Raw genomic sequence first — 18,651 nt, 5'->3', positions numbered from 1 at the left:
TATTTGTGCTAGTTCAAACTAGGGTGGTACCGCGAAGCTTCGTCCCTTTTGGGACGGGGCTTTTTTGTTGGAAAGGAAAATGAGATGGACTTATTCGATAGAATAAATAAGTTAAAAGAAGAAGGATTGAATCAAATCAATCAGGCTGAAAACCAAAAAATGCTTGATAAGATTAGAGTAGAATTAATGGGACGCAAGGGTGAATTAACTCAGATTCTTCACTCAATGAAAGATATTGCCCCAGAAAATAGACCTAAAGTGGGACAAGAAGTAAATCAAGTTCGTGATCTTCTTCAAAAGCAATTAGATGAAGCAAAAAACAACTTCTTACAAACTTTAATTGCCAAAAAATTAGAAGAAGAAAAAATTGATGTTACTTTACCTGGTCGTGAGGGACATTTAGGTTCAAAGCATCCTATTAATATTATTTTAGATGATTTAGAAAGCTACTTTATTGGAATGGGTTATGAAGTAGTTCAAGGTCCAGAAATTGAAACTGATCACTATGTCTTTGAAATGATGAACTTGCCAAAGGATCACCCTGCTCGTGATATGCAAGCAACTTTCTATATTGATGAGAAAAACTTACTTAGAACGCAAACGTCAGGAGATCAAGCTAGAGTTTTAGAAAAGCATGATTTTTCTAAAGGTCCATTAAAGATGGTTGGTCCAGGTAAGGTATATCGTAGAGATGATGATGATGCAACTCACTCTCATCAATTCCAACAAATGGAAGGCTTAGTAATCGATAAAAATGTTACTATGTCAGACCTTAAGGGAACTCTAGAAATGATTGCCAAGCACGTTTTTGGTCAAGATCGCAAGACTCGTCTTCGTCCATCTTACTTCCCATTTACTGAACCATCAGTTGAAATGGATGTTTCTTGTTTTAATTGTGATGGTAAGGGGTGTCCAATTTGTAAGTATACTGGCTGGATCGAAGTACTTGGTGCTGGTATGGTTCACCCAAATGTTTTAGAAAATGCTGGTGTAGATTCAACAGTCTATAGTGGTTTTGCCTTTGGTTTAGGGTTAGATCGTTTTGCAATTTTGAAATACGGCATTTCTGATATTCGTGATTTCTATACTAATGATGTACGTTTCTTAGCACAATTCCGTAAGGAGGAAGATTAATGCTTGTTTCATATAATTGGTTAAAAGATTTTCTTGATTTAGATGAAGATCCTAAAGATTTAGGAGAAAAGATTACTAGAACTGGTGTTGAGATCGCATCTGTAGATCACCCAGCAGAAGGATTAAAAAAAATAGTAGTTGGACACATTTTAGAGTGTGAGGATATTGAAGGAACTCACTTACACAAATGCCAAGTTGATGTTGGTGAAGAAGAACCAATTCAGATTGTTTGTGGTGCTCCTAATGTTGCAGCTGGTGAAGATGTTATTGTTGCTTTACACGGGGCAAGAATTGCCGGAAATGAAAAAATTAAGCGTGGTAAAATTCGCGGAATTAAATCAAATGGCATGATTTGCGGACTTCAAGAAATTGGTTTTGAAGATAAGGTAGTTCCTGCAAAATATGCAGATGGAATTTTTGTTTTCCCTAAAGATGCAGATGTAAAACCAGGTGAAGAAGTATACAAAGCACTTGGCATGGATGACTATATTTTAGATTTTGATATTACTCCAAACCGTGCTGATACTTTATCAATGGAAGGTGCCGCTTATGAAGTTGGTGCAATTGTTGATGAAAAACCTAAAGTTGAACCAGTAGTGCTTAAGGAAGATGGACCTGACTGGACTAATGAATTAGATGTACAAGTTGATGAAAAACTAGCACCTAAGTTTTACTTAAGAAAAATTTCTAATGTAAAAATTGGTGAAAGTCCATTGTGGATGCAAAGACGCCTTTGGAATGCAGGAATTCGTCCGATTAATAATGTGGTCGATGTTACTAATTATGTAATGCTTTTAACTGGTCAACCAATGCATGCTTATGATGCTCGTACTTTTAAGGACGGTAAACTAGAAGTTAGAAAAGCAAATAAAAATGAAAAGCTTACATTATTGAACGATAAAGAAGTGGAATTAGATCCAAACGATATCATCATTACTGACGGTCAAAAGCCTGTTATGATGGCCGGTGTCATGGGTGGTAAGAACTCAGAAGTTGAAGACGATACTACTGATGTAATCTTAGAATCTGCCGTTTTTGATGGAACTAGTGTAAGAAAATCTGCATTGCGTCACGCTAACAGAACTGAAGCATCAAGTCGATTTGAAAAAGGTGTTAACTGGGATAATACTCAAAAAGCCTTGGATATGGCTGCATTGTTATTGCGTAATGATGCGGATGGTACAGTTAATGAAGGTGAAATAAAAGCAACTGATGCTCAAAGAAATCCCTCAGTAGTTAAAACCACTGTATCTTATATTAATAAGGTATTGGGAACTGAGTTAAGCAGAGCTGAAATGGAAAAGATCTTTGATCAGTTAGGTTTTACTGTTGCAGGCTCTGAAGATGAGTTAGTAGTTACCATTCCTAATAGAAGATGGGATATTTCTATTCCAGCAGATTTAGTAGAAGAAGTTGGCCGAATTTATGGTTATGATAACTTGAAATCTACTCAACCACTTTTAGCTGAAACTCATGGTGGTTACTCAGCAAAAGAAACTGCTATGCGTAGAATTAAGGATATCGTTCAAGGTCAAGGATTGATGGAAGCAATTTCTTACTCGTTGACTTCCCCAGAAAAAGCAATTTCATTTACTAAAGATCCTAAACCAGTAGTTGAAGTTCAATGGCCATTAAACTCAAGTCGTTCAACTATGAGAGAAAACCTAATAACAGGATTGGTTGATGCTGCAAGCTATAATATGGCCCGTAAGCAAAAAGAACTAGCTTTATTTGAACAAGGCAGAGTTTATGATCATGAAAATAATACATTTAATGAACATGAACATTTAGCTGCTCTTTATTCAGGACATACTTTAGCAGCCAATTGGCAACATTTAGACCAAAAGATTGACTTCTATTTTGTAAAGGGCCAATTAACTAACTTATTTAGAGCAATTGGTATCAAAGATGAAGATGTAGAGTATCGCGCTGAACTGGTTCAAGGAATGCATCCAACTAGAACTGCCGGTATTTATATTAATGATCAATACGTTGGTCTAATTGGAATGTTAGCCCATGCTGTTACTACACTTGACAAAGCATTACGTGGCAGTGAGATATATGTTTATGAAATTGATTTAGATGCAATTGTTTCTATGCTTCATAAAGGGATGAAAGCTAAGGCTGCTCCAAAATTCCCAGCTATTGAGCGAGATTTATCTCTATTAGTACCTAATGATGTAACTAATGCACAAATTGAAGCTCAAATTAAGTTAAATGGAGGCAAATATCTTTACGATATTCGAGTAATCGATGTTTATGCCGGAAGTCAAATTGAATCAGGTCATAAATCAATTTCTTACTCATTAACTTTCTTAAATGAAAAAGACACATTAACTGATGAAGTTGTAGCTACAGCAATGGAAAAAATTGAAGCAGATCTGAAAGAAAGTCTAAAGATTAAAGTTCGTTAATTCTTTTCTGGGGAGCTTTGCTATAATTGTCTTAGATTTTTGTGATTTTCGGAGGAAAAGCATTTGCTAAATCAAGACAAAAAGAAAAATCATGAGTTAGAGGAACAGGCATCTAAAAAGGTTACTCGTTGGATCCTTAGTGGACTAGGAGCGATTTTAGTTTTAGTTGTCTTGATTGGAGGCTGTTACGTAGGATACGCACTTCAACCAGCCAATCGACATGATGAAGATGTTGTTAGTGTTCATATTCCTGCGGGAGCAACTAATAGTCAAATTGCTCAAATTTTACAAGAGAAAAAGATTATTAGAAATGCGGCCGTTTTCAACTTTTGGTTAAAGAGTCATAGTGCGACAAATTTTCAAGCAGGGAATTTTTATTTATCACCTTCAATGCATAACAAAGAGATTGTGAGCCAATTGCAAGGTGGAGGTGGTCGTCCAGTTGTTGGTCATGTTCTAATAAAAGAAGGACAAACAATTGATAGTATTGCTACTACAGTTAGCAAGAATACCAAGTATAGTCGACAAGATTTCTTAAAGCTAATGAAAGATAAGAGCTTTATGAAGAGTTTGGAGAAGCAATATCCTAAACTTTTAACTAGTTCTATGAACAGTAAGGGTGTTCGCTATCATTTAGAAGGATATCTCTTTCCAGCGAAATATGACGTTTATCAAGGCGCTTCTTTAAAAGAATTAGTTAACCAAATGGTTGATAAGACTGATCAAGTTTTGCAACCATACTACAGTTCAATTAAGAAGAAGCACTTAACAGTACAGGAAGTTTTAACTTTAGCTTCATTAGTAGAACGTGAAGGTGTTAAAACTAAAGATAGGCGTATGATTGCTGGAGTATTCTTTAACAGACTTAAAGCTAATATGCCACTTCAGTCAGATATTTCAGTAATGTATGCATTGAATAAGCATAAACATTCTTTATCACTAAAGGATATTAAAGTAAGATCACCATATAACTTATATGTTCATAAAGGATATGGACCTGGACCATTTAACAATCCAAGTCTAGATTCAATTAGTGCTGTATTGAACCCAATTAAGTCTAACTATCTCTACTTTGTTGCAAACCTTAAGACTGGTAAGGTTTACTACAACGAAAACTATGACGAACATTTGAAACGAAATAGTAGTTTAGGCCAGTAAAAATGGTTGACTTTTTTAGGTAGAAAACATAAGCTGTTTGGTGCAAAGAAAAATAAGTATAGGTAAGGAGAATTTTTAGTATGGCAGAAAAAGTTTATCCAATGACTGCTGAAGGTAAAGAAAAACTTCAGAAGGAATTAAAAAACTTAAAATTAGTAAAACGTCCAGAAGTTATTGAACGAATTAAGGTTGCTAGATCATTCGGTGACCTATCAGAAAACTCAGAGTATGATGCAGCAAAAGATGAACAAAGTGCTGTAGAACAACGTATTGTTCAAATTGAACAAATGCTTAAGTATGCACAAGTTGTTGATGCAGATAGTGTTGATCCTAATGAAGTTTCTATTGGTAAAACTGTTACTTACACTGAAGTAGGTACTGATGATCCAGAAACCTATACTATTGTTGGATCTGACGAATCTGATCCGCTTAATGGAAAAATTTCTAATGATTCACCAATTGCTCAAGCTTTACTTGGTAAAAAGAAAGGCGAAAAAGTAACTATCAACACTCCAGGTGGAACTTTTGATGTTACTATCAATGACGTTAAGACATTGAACTAATTTAAATAATTTATCTAAAAAAGGGATTAACTTACGTAAAAGCTAGTAAGTTAATCCCTTTTTGGTTTGAAAATAAATAAAATTATGGTTGATATAATCGAAATTATAAGACCAATTAAGAAAGCAATTGGTACATAAACTAAAGTAAGGTGATGGGTACCTTTTTTTAGAGGTGCACTTAAAAATGTTTGGGCAAATTTTTGGGTTTGCAGAAGTTTACCATTATCAAAAATCAGCCAATTTTTTGAATAAGGAATGGTAGAATTTAAAGTTTCATTTTTTGGTGCAGTGTAATCAAGAGTTAAAGAAATAGGACTTGTTTGATCGGTTATTGGTTGTTTTTGATTAAATTTACGTATAATTTCGTTAAATTCATTTTCTCTAAATTGGAGAACTCTAATACCATTTAAATTGATATTTTCAGTGTTTAGAGTGAAAACAATTTTAATGGGAGTATTTGTTGAATAATAGCCAATATTTAGTAATTTACTTGAAATTCCCAAGTCATCATTATTAAGTTGATGATTATTAACAATAATAGAAGTGACATTAGTAGTTAAGTTTGAGGGAAGCTCGAGGTAATAAGCTCCCTTTTCAAATGAGGAAATATTAAAGGTTATGGTAGCAGTTTTATTTTTATTAATTTTTTTATATTCATTGATATTCTTACTATGCTTAGTGTTTTTTAGTTTACTTGGATTTGTTAGATATAAACTATTGAAAAGATTAAGTTTTTGACCGACGATGCTGCTAAAGAGATTATTTTGATTTGTAGCAGGCATATTATTATAGAAGGTGATTTTCTGATGGGTATTTGAAATAAAAATAAGTGGTAAAGCAGATGAATTTTTTCTAATTTGTAATTGTTTAAAACTTTTAACGACTGTATTTGTAACTAAATCTGGTCGATAAAAAGCACTCGTAAATACAACTTGTTCTTTTTTAGGTAAATTACGCCTATTCTTAATGGGAACAATATTATACTTGATGCCTAAAAGACTATCGGATAAGGGCGTAGCGAAATTATTGGTAAAAGAATTATCATTGTTTTCTAGCCCAAGATAATCTACTAAATTAATAGCTGCACGATCAGAAATAGAATTAAAGTTGCTAACCCCATAATAATTATTACTGAATGGGTCATCATCGGAACGAGTAAATGTCTTTTCTGTGCGATATAAGCCAGAGTCATATTTATGTAAATAGGTTGTAGTTTGAGAAACATTACTAGTGAAATTAGCATAATCAAAATTTTTTTGATAAGAGATATTATCTAAACTTGCTAGCAGATTAATACTTACTTCTAGTCCTACTATTCCGAAAAAGATTACTGGGATCCACTTATAGTTAAAAAATAAAATTATGAGTAAACTACATAAAAGAAAAAGGATGGTAAGAATAATATTAGTTTGGCTCAAAAATTCTTTTTGATGGATACTTAATAAAAGAAAGATACTTAAGCTAATTACTAAAAGCAGACTAGCTATTTTGCTCGTAAGATTAAATTTGTGTGTATGTGCGAGAACTTGAGCACCCAGATAGATTGCATAGAAAGAAAAGATAAAGCTAAAGCGTGCTGGATACCAAACAGGATATTGGCCTAAATGCCATAACAGAACTAGTGGGTTAAAGCTAAAAGATAGGAATAGAAATAATAGTAAAATAGCTGATGTAAATTTTTCTTTTAGGGAAAAATGTTGATTGATAAAGTAAAGGAGGCACAATAGAGTAAAAATACTAGTTAGAAAAATGTTAGGTAGTCCTTTTTCCATCTCAGTAAAATTAAATGCGCCAATTACTAATTTATCAAGAGCTTGATATGGTGCAAACTGAAAACCTAGCGAAAGGGTAGTGTCGGAGTTAATTTTTCCATTTAATATTTCAAAAAAGGCTGGTAATAATACAAAGGCGCCTAGGGTAGTGCCTAAGAGACTCTTAGTGAAATAGTGGAAAATAATTTTGCTTGAGAAAGAATGATTAATTAGAGCAGTAATAAAATAAAGTAAGCCAAAAAATAGCACCATGAAACCAGTATAAAAATTAGTTAACCATAGTAAGAAAGTGATCGTGGTAAGATAAAAATAGTGTTTCTTTTGTTCAAATAATTTATCAATTGCGTCTAGTAAAAGAGGTAATAAAATTAGACTGTCGAGCCACATGAGATTTAAATTATAGCTAACAACAAAACCGCTCAGTGCAAAAGCAAGACTAGCGGCTAAAGCGAAAATTTTATTATCACCCTTGAAAAATTTCTGAAAATAAAAGAAGCTACTTAAACCAATAGCGCCGACTTTTAGACTAATAATTAAAAGAATAGCTATTGGTAAAGATGAATTTGAAAAAAGTAATAGTAGAAAATTAAAGGGACTATTTAAATAATAGGCACTAGTTCCAATAAACGAACTCCCTAGACCATTACTGAATGTAAAAATAAAGTTTAAAGGATTAGAGAGTAGATTATTTTTATAAAAAGAAAGAAAGTCAATATATTGTTGACCTAGATCAACGGTTAAAATTTCCTGGCCTCGATATAGAAAATAGCTTGCAAAGATACAAGTAGGCAGTAAAAAAGAAAGCCAATATAGATATTTATTTTTAAAATATGTTTTAATTTTGTTGATAATCATTGATAAATACCCTACTTCTTAAGAATATATAATTATTGCGATTTTCACTGGGAGAAAAATAGAATTTAGATGCATTTTTTGCTAAAATCAATTCTAGTTTAGTGAGGTTAGAATTTTGAATTATTTAAAACAGAGTAAAGGTTCGAATAGAAATTCCACTTCGACGCCCCTAAGAATGAAAATTATTTTGGGCGTCATTTTAGTTTTATTTTTATTATTAATTGGTCAATTGGCCTACTTACAGCTTTTCTACGGTGGACGTTTTCAAGCAGAGGTACAGCAAACCGACCAAAAGATTGTATCAAATAATGTACCACGTGGTGTGATGTATGATAGCAGCGGTAAAGTTTTGGTAGGTAATAAAGCTAATAACGCAATTACTTATACCAAAAATTCTAGCATTACGTCTAGTCAAATATATAAAATTTCTAATCGCTTAAGTCAATATATAACACTTGATGATGAAGAACCTACCCAAAGACAGCTTTATGATTATTATTTAGCTAACAGTAAAATATCAGAAAAAGAAACAGCTAAGCTGCCTCGATCTGAACGTTATGACAGTAATGGGGATGCTTTAAGTTCAAGTCAAATCTATAACAATGTCTTAAAACGTGTTGAAAAGCAAGATATCCATTTTACTAAACGTCAAAAAACAGCTGCTTTAATTTTTAATAAGATTTCTGGAGCATACACTTTATCTACTATCTATATTAAAAATAAAGGTCTAACTGATAGAGAAATGGCATTAGTTGGAGAGCACCTATCTGAATTGCCAGGTGTAGGTATTGGAACTGACTGGTCCAGAAGCTATCCAAATGGAAAATCCATTAAAAGTATCATTGGTTCCGTTTCTTCAGAAAAAGCTGGTTTACCAAGTGATAACTTGCAGTACTACTTAACACAAGGTTACTCACGAAATGACCGTGTAGGTACAAGTTACTTAGAAGAAAAGTATGAGCCGCTTCTGAAAGGAACTAAGTCTAAGTCACAGGTAGTTACTAAGTCCGGAGATGGTGTTGAACAAACTAAGACTGTCTATAAAGGACAAAGTGGTGCCAGTTTGATTTTGACAATGAATGCTAAATATCAACAACAAGTAGAAGATGCACTGAAGAAGCAATATGCGGCTGCTAAAGCTGCAGGTGCTACGCAGTATTCTAATGGTGCCTATGCAGTAGCGATGAATCCAAAGACTGGAGCACTTTTAGCGATTGCAGGTATTGATCATAATGCAAAGACTAATAAAGATACTGATGATGCGTTAGGTGTAATTAATAAATCCTTTGTTATGGGGTCTGCAGTCAAAGGGGCAACTGTTGCGGGTGGATTAATGAATGGTGTTATTACACCAACTAACAACGTAATGCCCGATACGCCAATTTACTTGCCAGGTTCTCCAATTAAGAAATCTGTTTACCCAGTTGGTACATTTGGTAGTCTTGATGCCCCAACAGCTCTTGAAGTATCAAGTAACATTTACATGATGCAATTAGCTTTAAGATGGGTAAATGCTAAATATACTCCACATAGTTTTATCTCAATGCCTTCAGATGCATTTACTAAATTGAGACGTAATTTTGCAATGTTTGGTTTGGGTCAAAAAACTGGTGTAGACCTTCCTGGAGAAGTTTCAGGTATTCAAGGTCGCTCATATAACTCAGCTGGTCAATTGCTTACAGGTTCTGTTCTTGACTTGTCTTACGGAAACTATGATGCTTATACGCCAATTCAATTAGTACAATATATTTCAACTATTGCTAATGGTGGATATCGTATGCGCCCATATTTAGTTCAATCAGTTGGTGAGACTAATTCGCAAGGTAATAAAGTATCAATTCTTCATAACACTAAGCCACAGGTTCAGATGCGTATTCCTTGGACGCAGGATCAACTTGATGTTATTCATCAAGGGATGTATCGTGTTGTTCATGGTACTAATTCATGGGGGACAGCCCATTCATTAAAGAACGTTAAGCCTTCGATTTCTGGTAAAACTGGTACTGCTCAGACTTTTTATTATGATGAAGATAACCCAGGTAATCCGAATGCGCCAGAAGTTATTAACGCTACTTTTGTTGGTTATGCCCCATCAAAAGATCCTGAAATCGCTGTAGCTGTGGTCTTCCCAGGACTGGCCCCAGATAAAGAAGGTTCATATACTTTGCAAGTGGCAAAGGCAATGGTTGAAGACTACTTCAAACTTAATAAATAGAAAAGTACTGGTAAAAGTACGGAAAACATGGTATAGTTTAACAGTTAACTAAATAAGTAGGTGGTGGAAAACATGGCAGAACATATTATCCTTGAATGCACCGAATGTGGCGATAGAAGTTACTTATCTGAAAAGAATAAGCGTAAGCATCCGGAACGTTTAGCTTTAAAGAAGTATTGCCCAGTTGAAAGAAAGGTAACACTTCACCGCGAAACTAAGTAATCAAAGCAACAGGCAATTCCTGTTGTTTTTTTGTATCTAATAATATTTTATTTAATGAATTTAATTAATAAAAAAGATTTACGAAATTTACAAATAAGAAAACTGACTGAATTTGGAAAAACTCAGCAAAAACAATTAGAAGATGAAATCTTAAAAGAAAAGCTACTTAAAAGCCGATTATTACATCAAGTAGAGAATGTTGGTATTTCTATTTCAATGGCTCTAGAAGTCGATACAGCCCCAATTATTGCTACTTTATGGAAAATAAAAAAGAAAGTATATATTCCACGGTGTTTACCAAATAGAAAGATGGAATTTACACTTTATAATAAAAACACTTTTCTAGAAAAAACTAAGTTTGGAGTTTTAGAAAATCACGATCCAAAAGCTGAGGTAAAAAATGATTTAGATTTAATAATTGTACCCGGATTAGCTTATGGATTAGATAAAAATAGTCGGCTTGGTTTTGGTGGTGGATATTATGATCGCTTTTTAAAGAAATATCCTACTCAAACCGTTAGTCTAGTTAATTCCGTTCAGGCTTTTGATCAAACAAAATGGAAAATTGAGGATCATGATATTCCAATAGAAAATCTTATTTTAAGTAAATGAAGGGGATGATGGATAATGCAAAAGTTGAATACTAATCGATTTTCTAGCACTTTTGTTACAAATGCGATTTTAATTGTACTCTTTGTTGTTTTCATAATCGAAACAATAATGGGTGGCTCGACTAATATTAATACTCTAGTTCGCCTTGGGGCAATGAATAATCAACTTGTTACTGTTGAACATCAATGGTGGCGTCTGTTTACAGCGCAATTTTTACATATCGGCTGGTTACATATCGCATCTAATGCAGTAATGATTTATTACATGGGTCAATTTATGGAACCACTTTTAGGTCACTGGCGATTCTTAACAGTTTATTTATTGTCCGGGATTGGTGGAAATCTGTTAAGTTATGCATATGGGAGCGATTCGGTAGTTAGTGCCGGGGCTTCTACAGCTTTATTTGGACTTTTTGGTGTAGTAATTGCTCTTTATTTAGCCAATCGAGCAATTCCGGCAATTAATTATTTAGGAAGACAAGCTTTAGCATTAGCTATCATTAACTTAGCGCTTGATTTATTTGCAAGTCATATTGACATCTTAGGCCATCTCAGTGGATTAATATCTGGTTTTCTTTTAGGAATAATTTTTGGTAGTGCCCATTTGAGACAATATCATCACAAGTTAAGAGTTATCGCAGCAGTAGTAATAATTATTTATGTTGTCTTCTGTTTACATCAGGGAATAGTGATTAATAATTAATAATGAAAAATTTACATGATGTTCAAAAGCTATTAAAAAAGTTTAATATTATCGTTTATGTTGGTAAACGTAAGTGGGACATAGAACTAATGGGAATTGAACTGGATAATTTATATCATGCAGGTGTAGTTTCTAAGAAAGAATACATGAATGCAAAATTGATTTTAAGTCACGAACATGAAATTGAAGAAGAAAAGGAAACTAGCGCAAAAGATAGTAATGGATTATCATAGTACTATAGAAATTCTTATATAGGGGTAAGTAATTAATGAATATTTTTGGGATTATCAACATTATCTTAATCATCATTATTTTGGCCTTTGCTTTGAGTTGGCTTTGGACATGGATCCAATCCAAAAGAGTCGGTGGTGCATTAACTAATGAAGAATTTGAAAAGGGAAAGCGAAAAGCACAAATTATTGATGTGCGTGAAAAAGGACCTTTTAAAAAAGAACATATTTTAGGAGCACGTAATATTCCTTATACAATGTTCAAATATCAATATCAAGAAATTCGTCCAGATTTACCAGTTTATCTTTATTCTGATTCAAATGCCTTGACAGTAAGAGCAGCACGCTTTTTACAAAAGAAGGGGTATGAAAAGGTATACTGGCTAAAAGACGGTTTTGAAAAATGGGATGGTCAAACTAAGGCCTCTAAATATTAAAAGAGAGATCAACACCTTTTTACAGGGATTAATCTCTCTTTTTTATTTAGCCTTGGTGAGCTGAGTAGCTCTTTCTGTTGGCTTTAATTCTATTTTGTTCGATTCTGTCAGCTTCTTTTTGCTCAGGTTCTACTACCTTTTTCTTGTAAGTAGCAAGTCCTGCTGCAAGTGCACCAACAGTTGCTAAAACACCAGTTACAACACCGGCACCAAATTTCTTTGCCATACAAATGCCTCCCTAGAAATTATTTATCACCTCAAATTTTAGCAATAATTCTTAATTCAATAAAGCCTTTTGCTATATTAACTCTGAAGAAAGAGGAGATTTTTGTTAGAATTGATACCAAGAAAATAAGAGGATTTTATATGCAAAAAATTATTGTACTAATTGGCCCAACCGGGATCGGAAAAACAGACCTAGCGTTAGATTTAGCTCCAAAAATTAATGCAGAAATTATTTCTGGTGATTCAATGCAAATCTATCAAGAGGTAAGTATCGGTACCGCTAAGCCAACAGATGAAGAACTAAAACGAGTAAAACACTATTTAATTAATCAACGTTCAATTTTTGAAGAATATTCTGTTAAAGATTTTGTTGCTGAAGGTACCAAAGCAGTAGATAAAATTGTTGCTGATGGAGCCATTCCATTGGTTGTGGGGGGAACCGGATTTTATATTAATGCCTTGGTCAACCAGCTTCAACTTGGTGAACCAGGGGAGTATCAAACAAGCGTTGATCCACAATGGGAAGAATATTTAAAAGAAAATGGAGAAAATAAGTTGTGGGATCTTCTTCAAGCGAAAGATCCAGCAGCAGCAGAAAAAATAGCGCCGCAAAATAGTCGTCGTACTCTTAGAGCATTAACCGTAATTAGTAGAACGGGTAAATTATTTAGTGAACAACAACGAAAGATTAATCCGCGATATGATGCTTTAATTCTTGGATTAAATAGTGATCGAGAAGAAGTCTATCGGAGAATAAATATGCGCGTAGATAAAATGATGGAGCATGGGTTACTACAAGAAGCAAAGTTCGTTTATGAAAATAGGTCTCGTGAACATCAAGTAATTCAAGCTATTGGATATAAAGAATTCTTTCCATATTTTTCTGGAGAAAAGACTTTAGATGAATGTGTGAACAAGCTGAAACAAGCTTCTCGAAAGTATGCTAAACGTCAATTGACATATTTCAAACACCAATTACCTGTTGTTTGGCTTGATCCTTTGCAAGATGAAAAAGTATCTGAAAAGGCTCTTAGAAAAATAAATGAATTTTTAAACAAATAAAAAATTATGGTTATAATAGTGTATTATTAGTATTCTTTATAACAATTAGTTTAAAATATAGCTAAAGAAATATTAATATTTATTGACGAGACCAATTTGGTCTGCTATTGTATTCAATGTGCATAAGCACAAGTAGTGAATAGATTTTTAAGGACTATACCAATTATAATATTGGACTATAGTTCTTTAGAATAGGTGTGTACAATGAGTAAAACTATTACTGCAGAAGATATTAAAAAGAGTGTTAAAGATAACGATGTTCGTTTTCTAAGATTAGCCTTTACCGATATTAACGGAACATCTAAAGCCGTTGAAGTTCCAACTAGCCAATTAGATAAAGTTTTAACTAATGATATTCGTTTTGACGGTTCTTCAATTGATGGCTTTGTTCGTCTAGAGGAAAGTGACATGGTTTTATACCCAGACTTTTCTACTTGGGCAGTTTTGCCTTGGGGAGATGAAAAGGGTGGAAAGATCGGTCGTTTAGTATGTTCAGTTCACAAGACAAATGGTGAACCTTTTGAAGGTGATCCAAGAAACAACTTGAAGCGTGTTCTTAAAGAAATGAAAGAAATGGGCTTTACTGATTTTGATATTGGTTTTGAAGCAGAATTTCATTTATTTAAGTTAGGGGAAGATGGTAACTGGACTACTGAAGTTCCTGATCATGCTTCATACTTTGATATGACTTCTGACGATGCTGGTGCAAGATGTCGTCGCGATATTGTTGAAACTTTAGAAAGTATCGGTTTTGAAGTTGAAGCTGCTCACCACGAAGTAGGTGATGGTCAACAAGAAATTGACTTTAGATTTGATGATGCTTTAACTACTGCTGACCGTGTTCAAACATTTAAGATGGTTGTTCGTGAAGTAGCAAGAAAGCATGGTTTGTATGCTACATTTATGGCTAAGCCTGTAGAAGGTCAAGCTGGAAACGGAATGCACACTAATATGTCTTTATTTAAAGATGGTAAAAACGTATTCTATGATAAAGATGGTGAATTCCACTTATCAGATACAGCTCTCTATTTCTTAAATGGAATTTTGGAACATGCCCGTGCAATTACAGCAATTGGTAATCCAACTGTTAACTCATATAAACGTCTAATTCCTGGTTTTGAGGCTCCTGTTTATATTTCCTGGGCTTCTAAGAACCGTTCACCACTTGTTCGTATTCCAGATGCTGAAGAAATTAACACTCGTCTAGAAATGCGTTCAGCTGATCCAACTGCTAATCCATATCTTCTCCTTGCAGCTTGTTTAACTGCTGGACTAAATGGTATTAAAGAGGCTAAGAAGCCAATGGCTCCTATTACTTCTAATGTTTTTGAAATGTCTGAAGAAGAAAGAGCTAAGCGAGGCATTAAACCACTTCCATCTACTTTGCATAATGCTGTAAAAGCTTTTAAGGCTGACCCACTAATTCAAGAAGCTTTAGGTGAACACTTAACTCAAAGCTTTATTGATTCTAAGAACCTTGAATGGTCTAAGTACACTCAATCAGTTTCTGATTGGGAAAGAGACCGTTACATGGGTTATTAATACCGTTACATGGGTTATTAATTAAGTAAGATAAACTACTAAGCCAGTTGATTTATTCAACTGGCTTTTTTGCTTAAACTCAAAGTATGATAAAGTTAAAAGTGATAATGCTAGATAGGAGTAAAAAATTGAAACAGAAGCAATCAATTTATACTAAAGACGTTATTCTGGTTATGGCCGCGTCTTTCTTTTTTATGTTCTCAGTAATGTTTGTAACACCCTTGATTAATGGCTATGCAATCAGTTTAGGTGCTAGTGCGGTATTTGCCGGTGTGATAACAGGGATTATGAGTGTAGTTTCAATGTTCTTAAGACCGGTCGCTGGTAATTTAACTGACCGTTTTTCAAAGTATAGTTTGTCCTTTATTGGAGGAGTATTAATTTTAATTGGGGTGGCAGGCTACTGTTTTTCTCCATCAGGAAATTGGCTTTTAATTTTTAGGCTAATTAATGGTACGGGTTTTGTGCTGGCAACGGTTTGTATGACTACGTGGTTAGCATTTCTGGTTCCTCGCAGTCATGTTGGAGAAGCGATGGGATTTTATGGTTTGATGAATGCTTTAGCCATGGCTCTGGCCCCAGCACTCGCTATTAATTTGTATAAAATAATTGGTTATAAGTCAGCTCTTTGGCTCGCTGTACTTGCAGCACTATTAATGATTGTTTCTATTCAATTTGTTGGAAACCATGCTAAGCCTAAAATTACTAATAACAAAAAAAGAAAAATTAAAATCATTCAAAAAGATGCTATTCCGATAGCTTTATTAACTACTTTTTTTGCGATTCCATATTTTATTACACAAGCTGATATTGTAGTGTATGTAGAAAGACAACATTTTTCAATTGCTGTAGGTTATTTTTTTGTAATTTATGCGATCGCCTTATTATTAATTAGAATTGGTTTAAAAAAGTATTTTGATTTAATTCGTTTTGGCTTTTGGTTCTGGTTAAGTTTAATTGCTATGATTTTATTTTTAATTATTGCTACTTTTATGGTCAATAATTGGTTAATGGGATTAGCTGCAATTATGCTTTCGATTGGATACGGGGTTATTTACTCTGTCAATCAGTCTACTGCTTTGATGTTAGCTCCAATTGAAGAGCAGGGATTAGCTAGTTCGACTTTTTATTTGGGCCTAGATATAGGAATGGCTTCTGGTCCAATGATCGGTGGGGTGACTGCTCAAAATTTGGCTCCAGATTATTTTTACCCAGTTTTGTTGGTTATTGTACCAATTATTTTAATTATTTACTTTATATATCATAAGAAATTAAATGGTGCCTTAAATCACCGTTAGTAAGGAGAAAATATGACTATTCCTTTTAAAGCTGTTGCGGTTGATATGGATGGAACATTTTTAAATGATCAACGAAGCTATGATCATGATTTGTTTGCCCATGTTTTAAATAAATTAGAAAAACATAATATTCAATTTATTGTAGCTAGTGGTCGTCCATTTGCTCGTTTAAAAAATGACTTTTCTGAATTTATTGATCGCATAGATTTTGTAACTGCCAATGGTTCTCGACTAATTGTTGAAGGAAAAGAAGTTGCTGTTGAAGGATTAACTAAAAAGCAGACCATTGATTTAATTAATTTTGTTCATCATACCTATGGAAGTATGGCGACAATGGCCTATGGTAGGGAGACAGCATATATTGGAACTAAAGCACCAGCAAAAGATAAGGAATTTTTGCAATATTTCGCTAAAGAAAGTGTAGAAATTAGTGACTGGCAAGAGTTACCTGATGATATTTTTATTGAATTGACTTTTCATCATGATAGTAAAATAGCTGGAGAGATTGAGAAAAAATTCAATGAGCAATATGGGAAGATTGTGACTACTTTTGCTTCAAATCCAGTAGCGATTGATGCTGTTAAACATGGGATTAATAAGGCAACTGGATTGAAAAAGTTACTGGCTTATTTTGGATTAACTGGTGAAGATTTGATTGCTTTTGGTGATAGTGGTAATGATATTCCAATGCTTGATTTTGCAAAATATAGTTATGCAATGGAAAATGGAATGGCTATTGCAAAAGAACATGCAAAGTATCTGGCTCCGAGTAATAATGACAACGGAGTTTTGAGAGTTTTAAATGAATATTTAGATAAAAAGTAGGGTTGTGGAAAGTAGATTTTCCACAACCCTTTTATATTGCTTTATAAAATATAAACTTGCCCCTTTACTAAATTTATTTTGATACCAAAAATTTTACTTTTTTCGTTTGTATTTTTCGGACATACATAGATAGGAAGATGGTTAGACTTTAATTTACCCAGTAAATGGTTGATTTGAGCAATTGTCTTAGCATTTTCCCCAGTATATAAAAGGCATCGTTCTCCATCGATTTGGATTTTACTGATTGGGTCAATTACACCATCTTTTTTATTTTGATAAAAAAATTGGAAATTAGGATGGAGATCAGAAATTAAAATTAAGAAATCATCTAAGTACATAGATCTTTATCCTCTCTTGATTTCTATATTTTTTTAGAGATAATATAGATTATACTTTAGAACCGAGGTCTTCTAATGAAGATGAAGAATAAAAAAATAAAAGTAATTATTATCTCTATTTTAGCAGTTTGTGGTATTTTTTTAGCTGTAGGCCTATATTTCTATCAAGTTGCTGTTGTTCCAGGACATAAATCCTTTATTAACAATGATACTAAGCTAGTTAAAACTGATCCACTGTACAAGGAAAAAAAGTGGTATCAAAATGTGCATAAACAAAAGTGGATTATGAAATCAGCAGACGATAATTTGAGGTTAGATGCAAATTATATTCCAGCAAATAATTCTAAAAAGACAGTTATTGTCTTACACGGTTTTATGAATAATAAAGATACAATGGGAGCATATGCGGCTATGTTTCATAGACTAGGCTACAATGTTCTTTTACCGGATGCGCGTGGTCATGGACAAAGTGAAGGAAACTATATTGGGTATGGTTGGCGTGAAAAAGTAGATGTTAAAAAATGGGCTGAGAAGGTTATTAAAAGGAATGGAAATAAGAGTCAGATTGCTATCTTTGGTGTAAGTATGGGTGGTGCTACCACAATGATGTCAAGTGGGTTAAAAATGCCTAAACAAGTGAAAGCTTATATTGAAGATTGCGGCTACACCAATGTTAAAGATGAGATAGAACACGAAGCAGAAGACTTATATCATTTTCCAGCTTTTCCTCGTTTTCCTTTAGTTGAAATTTTAAGTGGAATAACTAGAATTCGAGCAGGTTACTTTTTAAAAGATGCCAGTAGCGTAAACCAAGTCGCTAAAAATAAAAAGCCAATATTATTTATTCATGGTGCTAAAGATACTTTTGTACCAACCAAGATGGTCTATCAAAACTATAAGGCAGCAAATGGCCCAAAAGAAATTTGGGTTGTTCCTGGAGCAAAACACGCTAAATCATTTGCAACTCATCCGATTCAATATCAAGAAAAAGTAAATGAGTTTTTGAATAAGTATATGTAAAAGATTGCTAAGATTGGTTAGCAATCT

At 33.6% G+C, this 18,651-nt stretch carries 18 protein-coding genes and 1 other annotated feature (1 of these 19 running past the window's edge); of the genes, 15 read left to right on the top strand and 3 right to left on the bottom strand.

The features are described from left to right. Positions 1–50: a binding site (T-box leader), on the top strand; it begins 159 nt to the left of the window's first position. Positions 51–84: 34 nt separating this feature from the next. From pheS to greA, 4 genes are all read left to right on the top strand, one after another. Then, on the top strand, positions 85–1,134 hold the full coding sequence (pheS, locus tag GTO82_RS06950) for a phenylalanine--tRNA ligase subunit alpha (protein WP_180873003.1): 1,050 nt from the start codon (positions 85–87) through the stop codon (positions 1,132–1,134). Next, positions 1,134–3,548: a phenylalanine--tRNA ligase subunit beta gene (gene pheT / locus GTO82_RS06945; RefSeq protein ID WP_086875078.1), complete on the top strand. Its 2,415-nt coding sequence runs from the start codon at positions 1,134–1,136 to the stop codon at positions 3,546–3,548. The genes pheS and pheT overlap by 1 nt, the downstream gene beginning before the upstream one ends. A gap of 63 nt (positions 3,549–3,611) precedes the next feature. Further along, complete coding sequence (gene mltG, locus GTO82_RS06940) at positions 3,612–4,706, top strand: endolytic transglycosylase MltG (RefSeq protein ID WP_069168610.1); 1,095 nt, start codon at positions 3,612–3,614, stop codon at positions 4,704–4,706. Positions 4,707–4,786: 80 nt separating this feature from the next. After that, a complete protein-coding gene (gene greA, locus GTO82_RS06935; RefSeq protein WP_003646934.1) occupies positions 4,787–5,269 on the top strand; it encodes a transcription elongation factor GreA in 483 nt (160 codons plus the stop codon). A gap of 50 nt (positions 5,270–5,319) precedes the next feature. Here the strand turns inward: greA and GTO82_RS06930 are convergent, their stop codons facing one another. After that, positions 5,320–7,896 (bottom strand): YfhO family protein, encoded by a 2,577-nt coding sequence (locus GTO82_RS06930; RefSeq protein WP_180873002.1) that lies wholly within the window; start codon positions 7,894–7,896, stop codon positions 5,320–5,322. A 115-nt stretch (positions 7,897–8,011) separates the two neighbouring features. Here GTO82_RS06930 and GTO82_RS06925 point away from each other — a divergent pair, with 115 nt between their 5' ends. The 6 genes from GTO82_RS06925 to GTO82_RS06900 all read left to right on the top strand — a co-directional run bounded on the left by GTO82_RS06925 (position 8,012) and on the right by GTO82_RS06900 (position 12,314). Beyond that, positions 8,012–10,111: a peptidoglycan D,D-transpeptidase FtsI family protein gene (locus GTO82_RS06925; protein ID WP_180873001.1), complete on the top strand. Its 2,100-nt coding sequence runs from the start codon at positions 8,012–8,014 to the stop codon at positions 10,109–10,111. Between the two features lie 72 nt (positions 10,112–10,183). Then, on the top strand, positions 10,184–10,333 hold the full coding sequence (gene rpmG / locus GTO82_RS06920) for a 50S ribosomal protein L33 (protein WP_003646937.1): 150 nt from the start codon (positions 10,184–10,186) through the stop codon (positions 10,331–10,333). A gap of 54 nt (positions 10,334–10,387) precedes the next feature. After that, a complete protein-coding gene (locus GTO82_RS06915) occupies positions 10,388–10,945 on the top strand; it encodes a 5-formyltetrahydrofolate cyclo-ligase (RefSeq protein WP_180873000.1) in 558 nt (185 codons plus the stop codon). A 15-nt stretch (positions 10,946–10,960) separates the two neighbouring features. Next, positions 10,961–11,647, top strand: a complete 687-nt coding sequence (locus GTO82_RS06910) for a rhomboid family intramembrane serine protease (RefSeq protein ID WP_180872999.1) — start codon at positions 10,961–10,963, stop codon at positions 11,645–11,647. 2 nt (positions 11,648–11,649) lie between these two features. Continuing rightward, on the top strand, positions 11,650–11,880 hold the full coding sequence (locus GTO82_RS06905) for a YqgQ family protein (RefSeq protein ID WP_004893755.1): 231 nt from the start codon (positions 11,650–11,652) through the stop codon (positions 11,878–11,880). Between the two features lie 35 nt (positions 11,881–11,915). Beyond that, complete coding sequence (locus GTO82_RS06900) at positions 11,916–12,314, top strand: rhodanese-like domain-containing protein (protein ID WP_004897770.1); 399 nt, start codon at positions 11,916–11,918, stop codon at positions 12,312–12,314. A 46-nt stretch (positions 12,315–12,360) separates the two neighbouring features. On the opposite strand, the gene GTO82_RS06895 is transcribed toward GTO82_RS06900, so the two are convergent. Then, complete coding sequence (locus tag GTO82_RS06895; protein WP_004897769.1) at positions 12,361–12,540, bottom strand: DUF3042 family protein; 180 nt, start codon at positions 12,538–12,540, stop codon at positions 12,361–12,363. Between the two features lie 140 nt (positions 12,541–12,680). On the opposite strand from GTO82_RS06895, the gene miaA reads away from it, so the two are divergent. The 4 genes from miaA to GTO82_RS06875 all read left to right on the top strand — a co-directional run bounded on the left by miaA (position 12,681) and on the right by GTO82_RS06875 (position 17,266). After that, entirely contained in the window at positions 12,681–13,601 is a 921-nt protein-coding gene (miaA, locus tag GTO82_RS06890) for a tRNA (adenosine(37)-N6)-dimethylallyltransferase MiaA (RefSeq protein WP_061400709.1), read from the top strand. A 204-nt stretch (positions 13,602–13,805) separates the two neighbouring features. Beyond that, the gene (locus GTO82_RS06885; protein WP_004897767.1) at positions 13,806–15,143 is read left to right on the top strand and encodes a glutamine synthetase family protein; all 1,338 of its coding nucleotides are present in this window, start codon (positions 13,806–13,808) and stop codon (positions 15,141–15,143) included. A gap of 128 nt (positions 15,144–15,271) precedes the next feature. Further along, complete coding sequence (locus GTO82_RS06880; protein WP_180872998.1) at positions 15,272–16,441, top strand: MFS transporter; 1,170 nt, start codon at positions 15,272–15,274, stop codon at positions 16,439–16,441. 12 nt (positions 16,442–16,453) lie between these two features. Beyond that, positions 16,454–17,266, top strand: a complete 813-nt coding sequence (locus GTO82_RS06875; RefSeq protein WP_180872997.1) for a Cof-type HAD-IIB family hydrolase — start codon at positions 16,454–16,456, stop codon at positions 17,264–17,266. Positions 17,267–17,307: 41 nt separating this feature from the next. Here the strand turns inward: GTO82_RS06875 and GTO82_RS06870 are convergent, their stop codons facing one another. Continuing rightward, a complete protein-coding gene (locus tag GTO82_RS06870) occupies positions 17,308–17,604 on the bottom strand; it encodes a hypothetical protein (protein WP_180872996.1) in 297 nt (98 codons plus the stop codon). 75 nt (positions 17,605–17,679) lie between these two features. Between GTO82_RS06870 and GTO82_RS06865 the strand changes: the two genes are divergently transcribed. Then, positions 17,680–18,624: an alpha/beta hydrolase gene (locus GTO82_RS06865; RefSeq protein ID WP_180872995.1), complete on the top strand. Its 945-nt coding sequence runs from the start codon at positions 17,680–17,682 to the stop codon at positions 18,622–18,624. The last annotated feature ends 27 nt before the right edge of the window (positions 18,625–18,651 follow it).

The organism is Lactobacillus johnsonii, from assembly GCF_013487865.1.
GTDB lineage: Bacteria > Bacillota > Bacilli > Lactobacillales > Lactobacillaceae > Lactobacillus > Lactobacillus johnsonii_A.
Note: the sequence above shows the minus strand (reverse complement) of the source record. Positions and strands in the feature narration are given on the sequence as shown.

What these genes read in the sequence shown, in the direction of transcription:
- rpmG (WP_003646937.1), top strand. Translation starts at nt 10,184, where the DNA reads ATGGCAGAACATATTATCCTTGAATGCACCGAATGTGGCGATAGAAGT.
- miaA (WP_061400709.1), top strand. Translation starts at nt 12,681, where the DNA reads ATGCAAAAAATTATTGTACTAATTGGCCCAACCGGGATCGGAAAAACA.
- pheT (WP_086875078.1), top strand. Translation starts at nt 1,134, where the DNA reads ATGCTTGTTTCATATAATTGGTTAAAAGATTTTCTTGATTTAGATGAA.
- pheS (WP_180873003.1), top strand. Translation starts at nt 85, where the DNA reads ATGGACTTATTCGATAGAATAAATAAGTTAAAAGAAGAAGGATTGAAT.
- greA (WP_003646934.1), top strand. Translation starts at nt 4,787, where the DNA reads ATGGCAGAAAAAGTTTATCCAATGACTGCTGAAGGTAAAGAAAAACTT.
- GTO82_RS06905 (WP_004893755.1), top strand. Translation starts at nt 11,650, where the DNA reads ATGAAAAATTTACATGATGTTCAAAAGCTATTAAAAAAGTTTAATATT.
- GTO82_RS06895 (WP_004897769.1), bottom strand. Translation starts at nt 12,540, where the DNA reads ATGGCAAAGAAATTTGGTGCCGGTGTTGTAACTGGTGTTTTAGCAACT.
- GTO82_RS06865 (WP_180872995.1), top strand. Translation starts at nt 17,680, where the DNA reads ATGAAGATGAAGAATAAAAAAATAAAAGTAATTATTATCTCTATTTTA.
- GTO82_RS06915 (WP_180873000.1), top strand. Translation starts at nt 10,388, where the DNA reads ATGAATTTAATTAATAAAAAAGATTTACGAAATTTACAAATAAGAAAA.
- GTO82_RS06910 (WP_180872999.1), top strand. Translation starts at nt 10,961, where the DNA reads ATGCAAAAGTTGAATACTAATCGATTTTCTAGCACTTTTGTTACAAAT.
- GTO82_RS06930 (WP_180873002.1), bottom strand. Translation starts at nt 7,896, where the DNA reads ATGATTATCAACAAAATTAAAACATATTTTAAAAATAAATATCTATAT.
- GTO82_RS06875 (WP_180872997.1), top strand. Translation starts at nt 16,454, where the DNA reads ATGACTATTCCTTTTAAAGCTGTTGCGGTTGATATGGATGGAACATTT.
- GTO82_RS06870 (WP_180872996.1), bottom strand. Translation starts at nt 17,604, where the DNA reads ATGTACTTAGATGATTTCTTAATTTTAATTTCTGATCTCCATCCTAAT.
- GTO82_RS06885 (WP_004897767.1), top strand. Translation starts at nt 13,806, where the DNA reads ATGAGTAAAACTATTACTGCAGAAGATATTAAAAAGAGTGTTAAAGAT.
- GTO82_RS06900 (WP_004897770.1), top strand. Translation starts at nt 11,916, where the DNA reads ATGAATATTTTTGGGATTATCAACATTATCTTAATCATCATTATTTTG.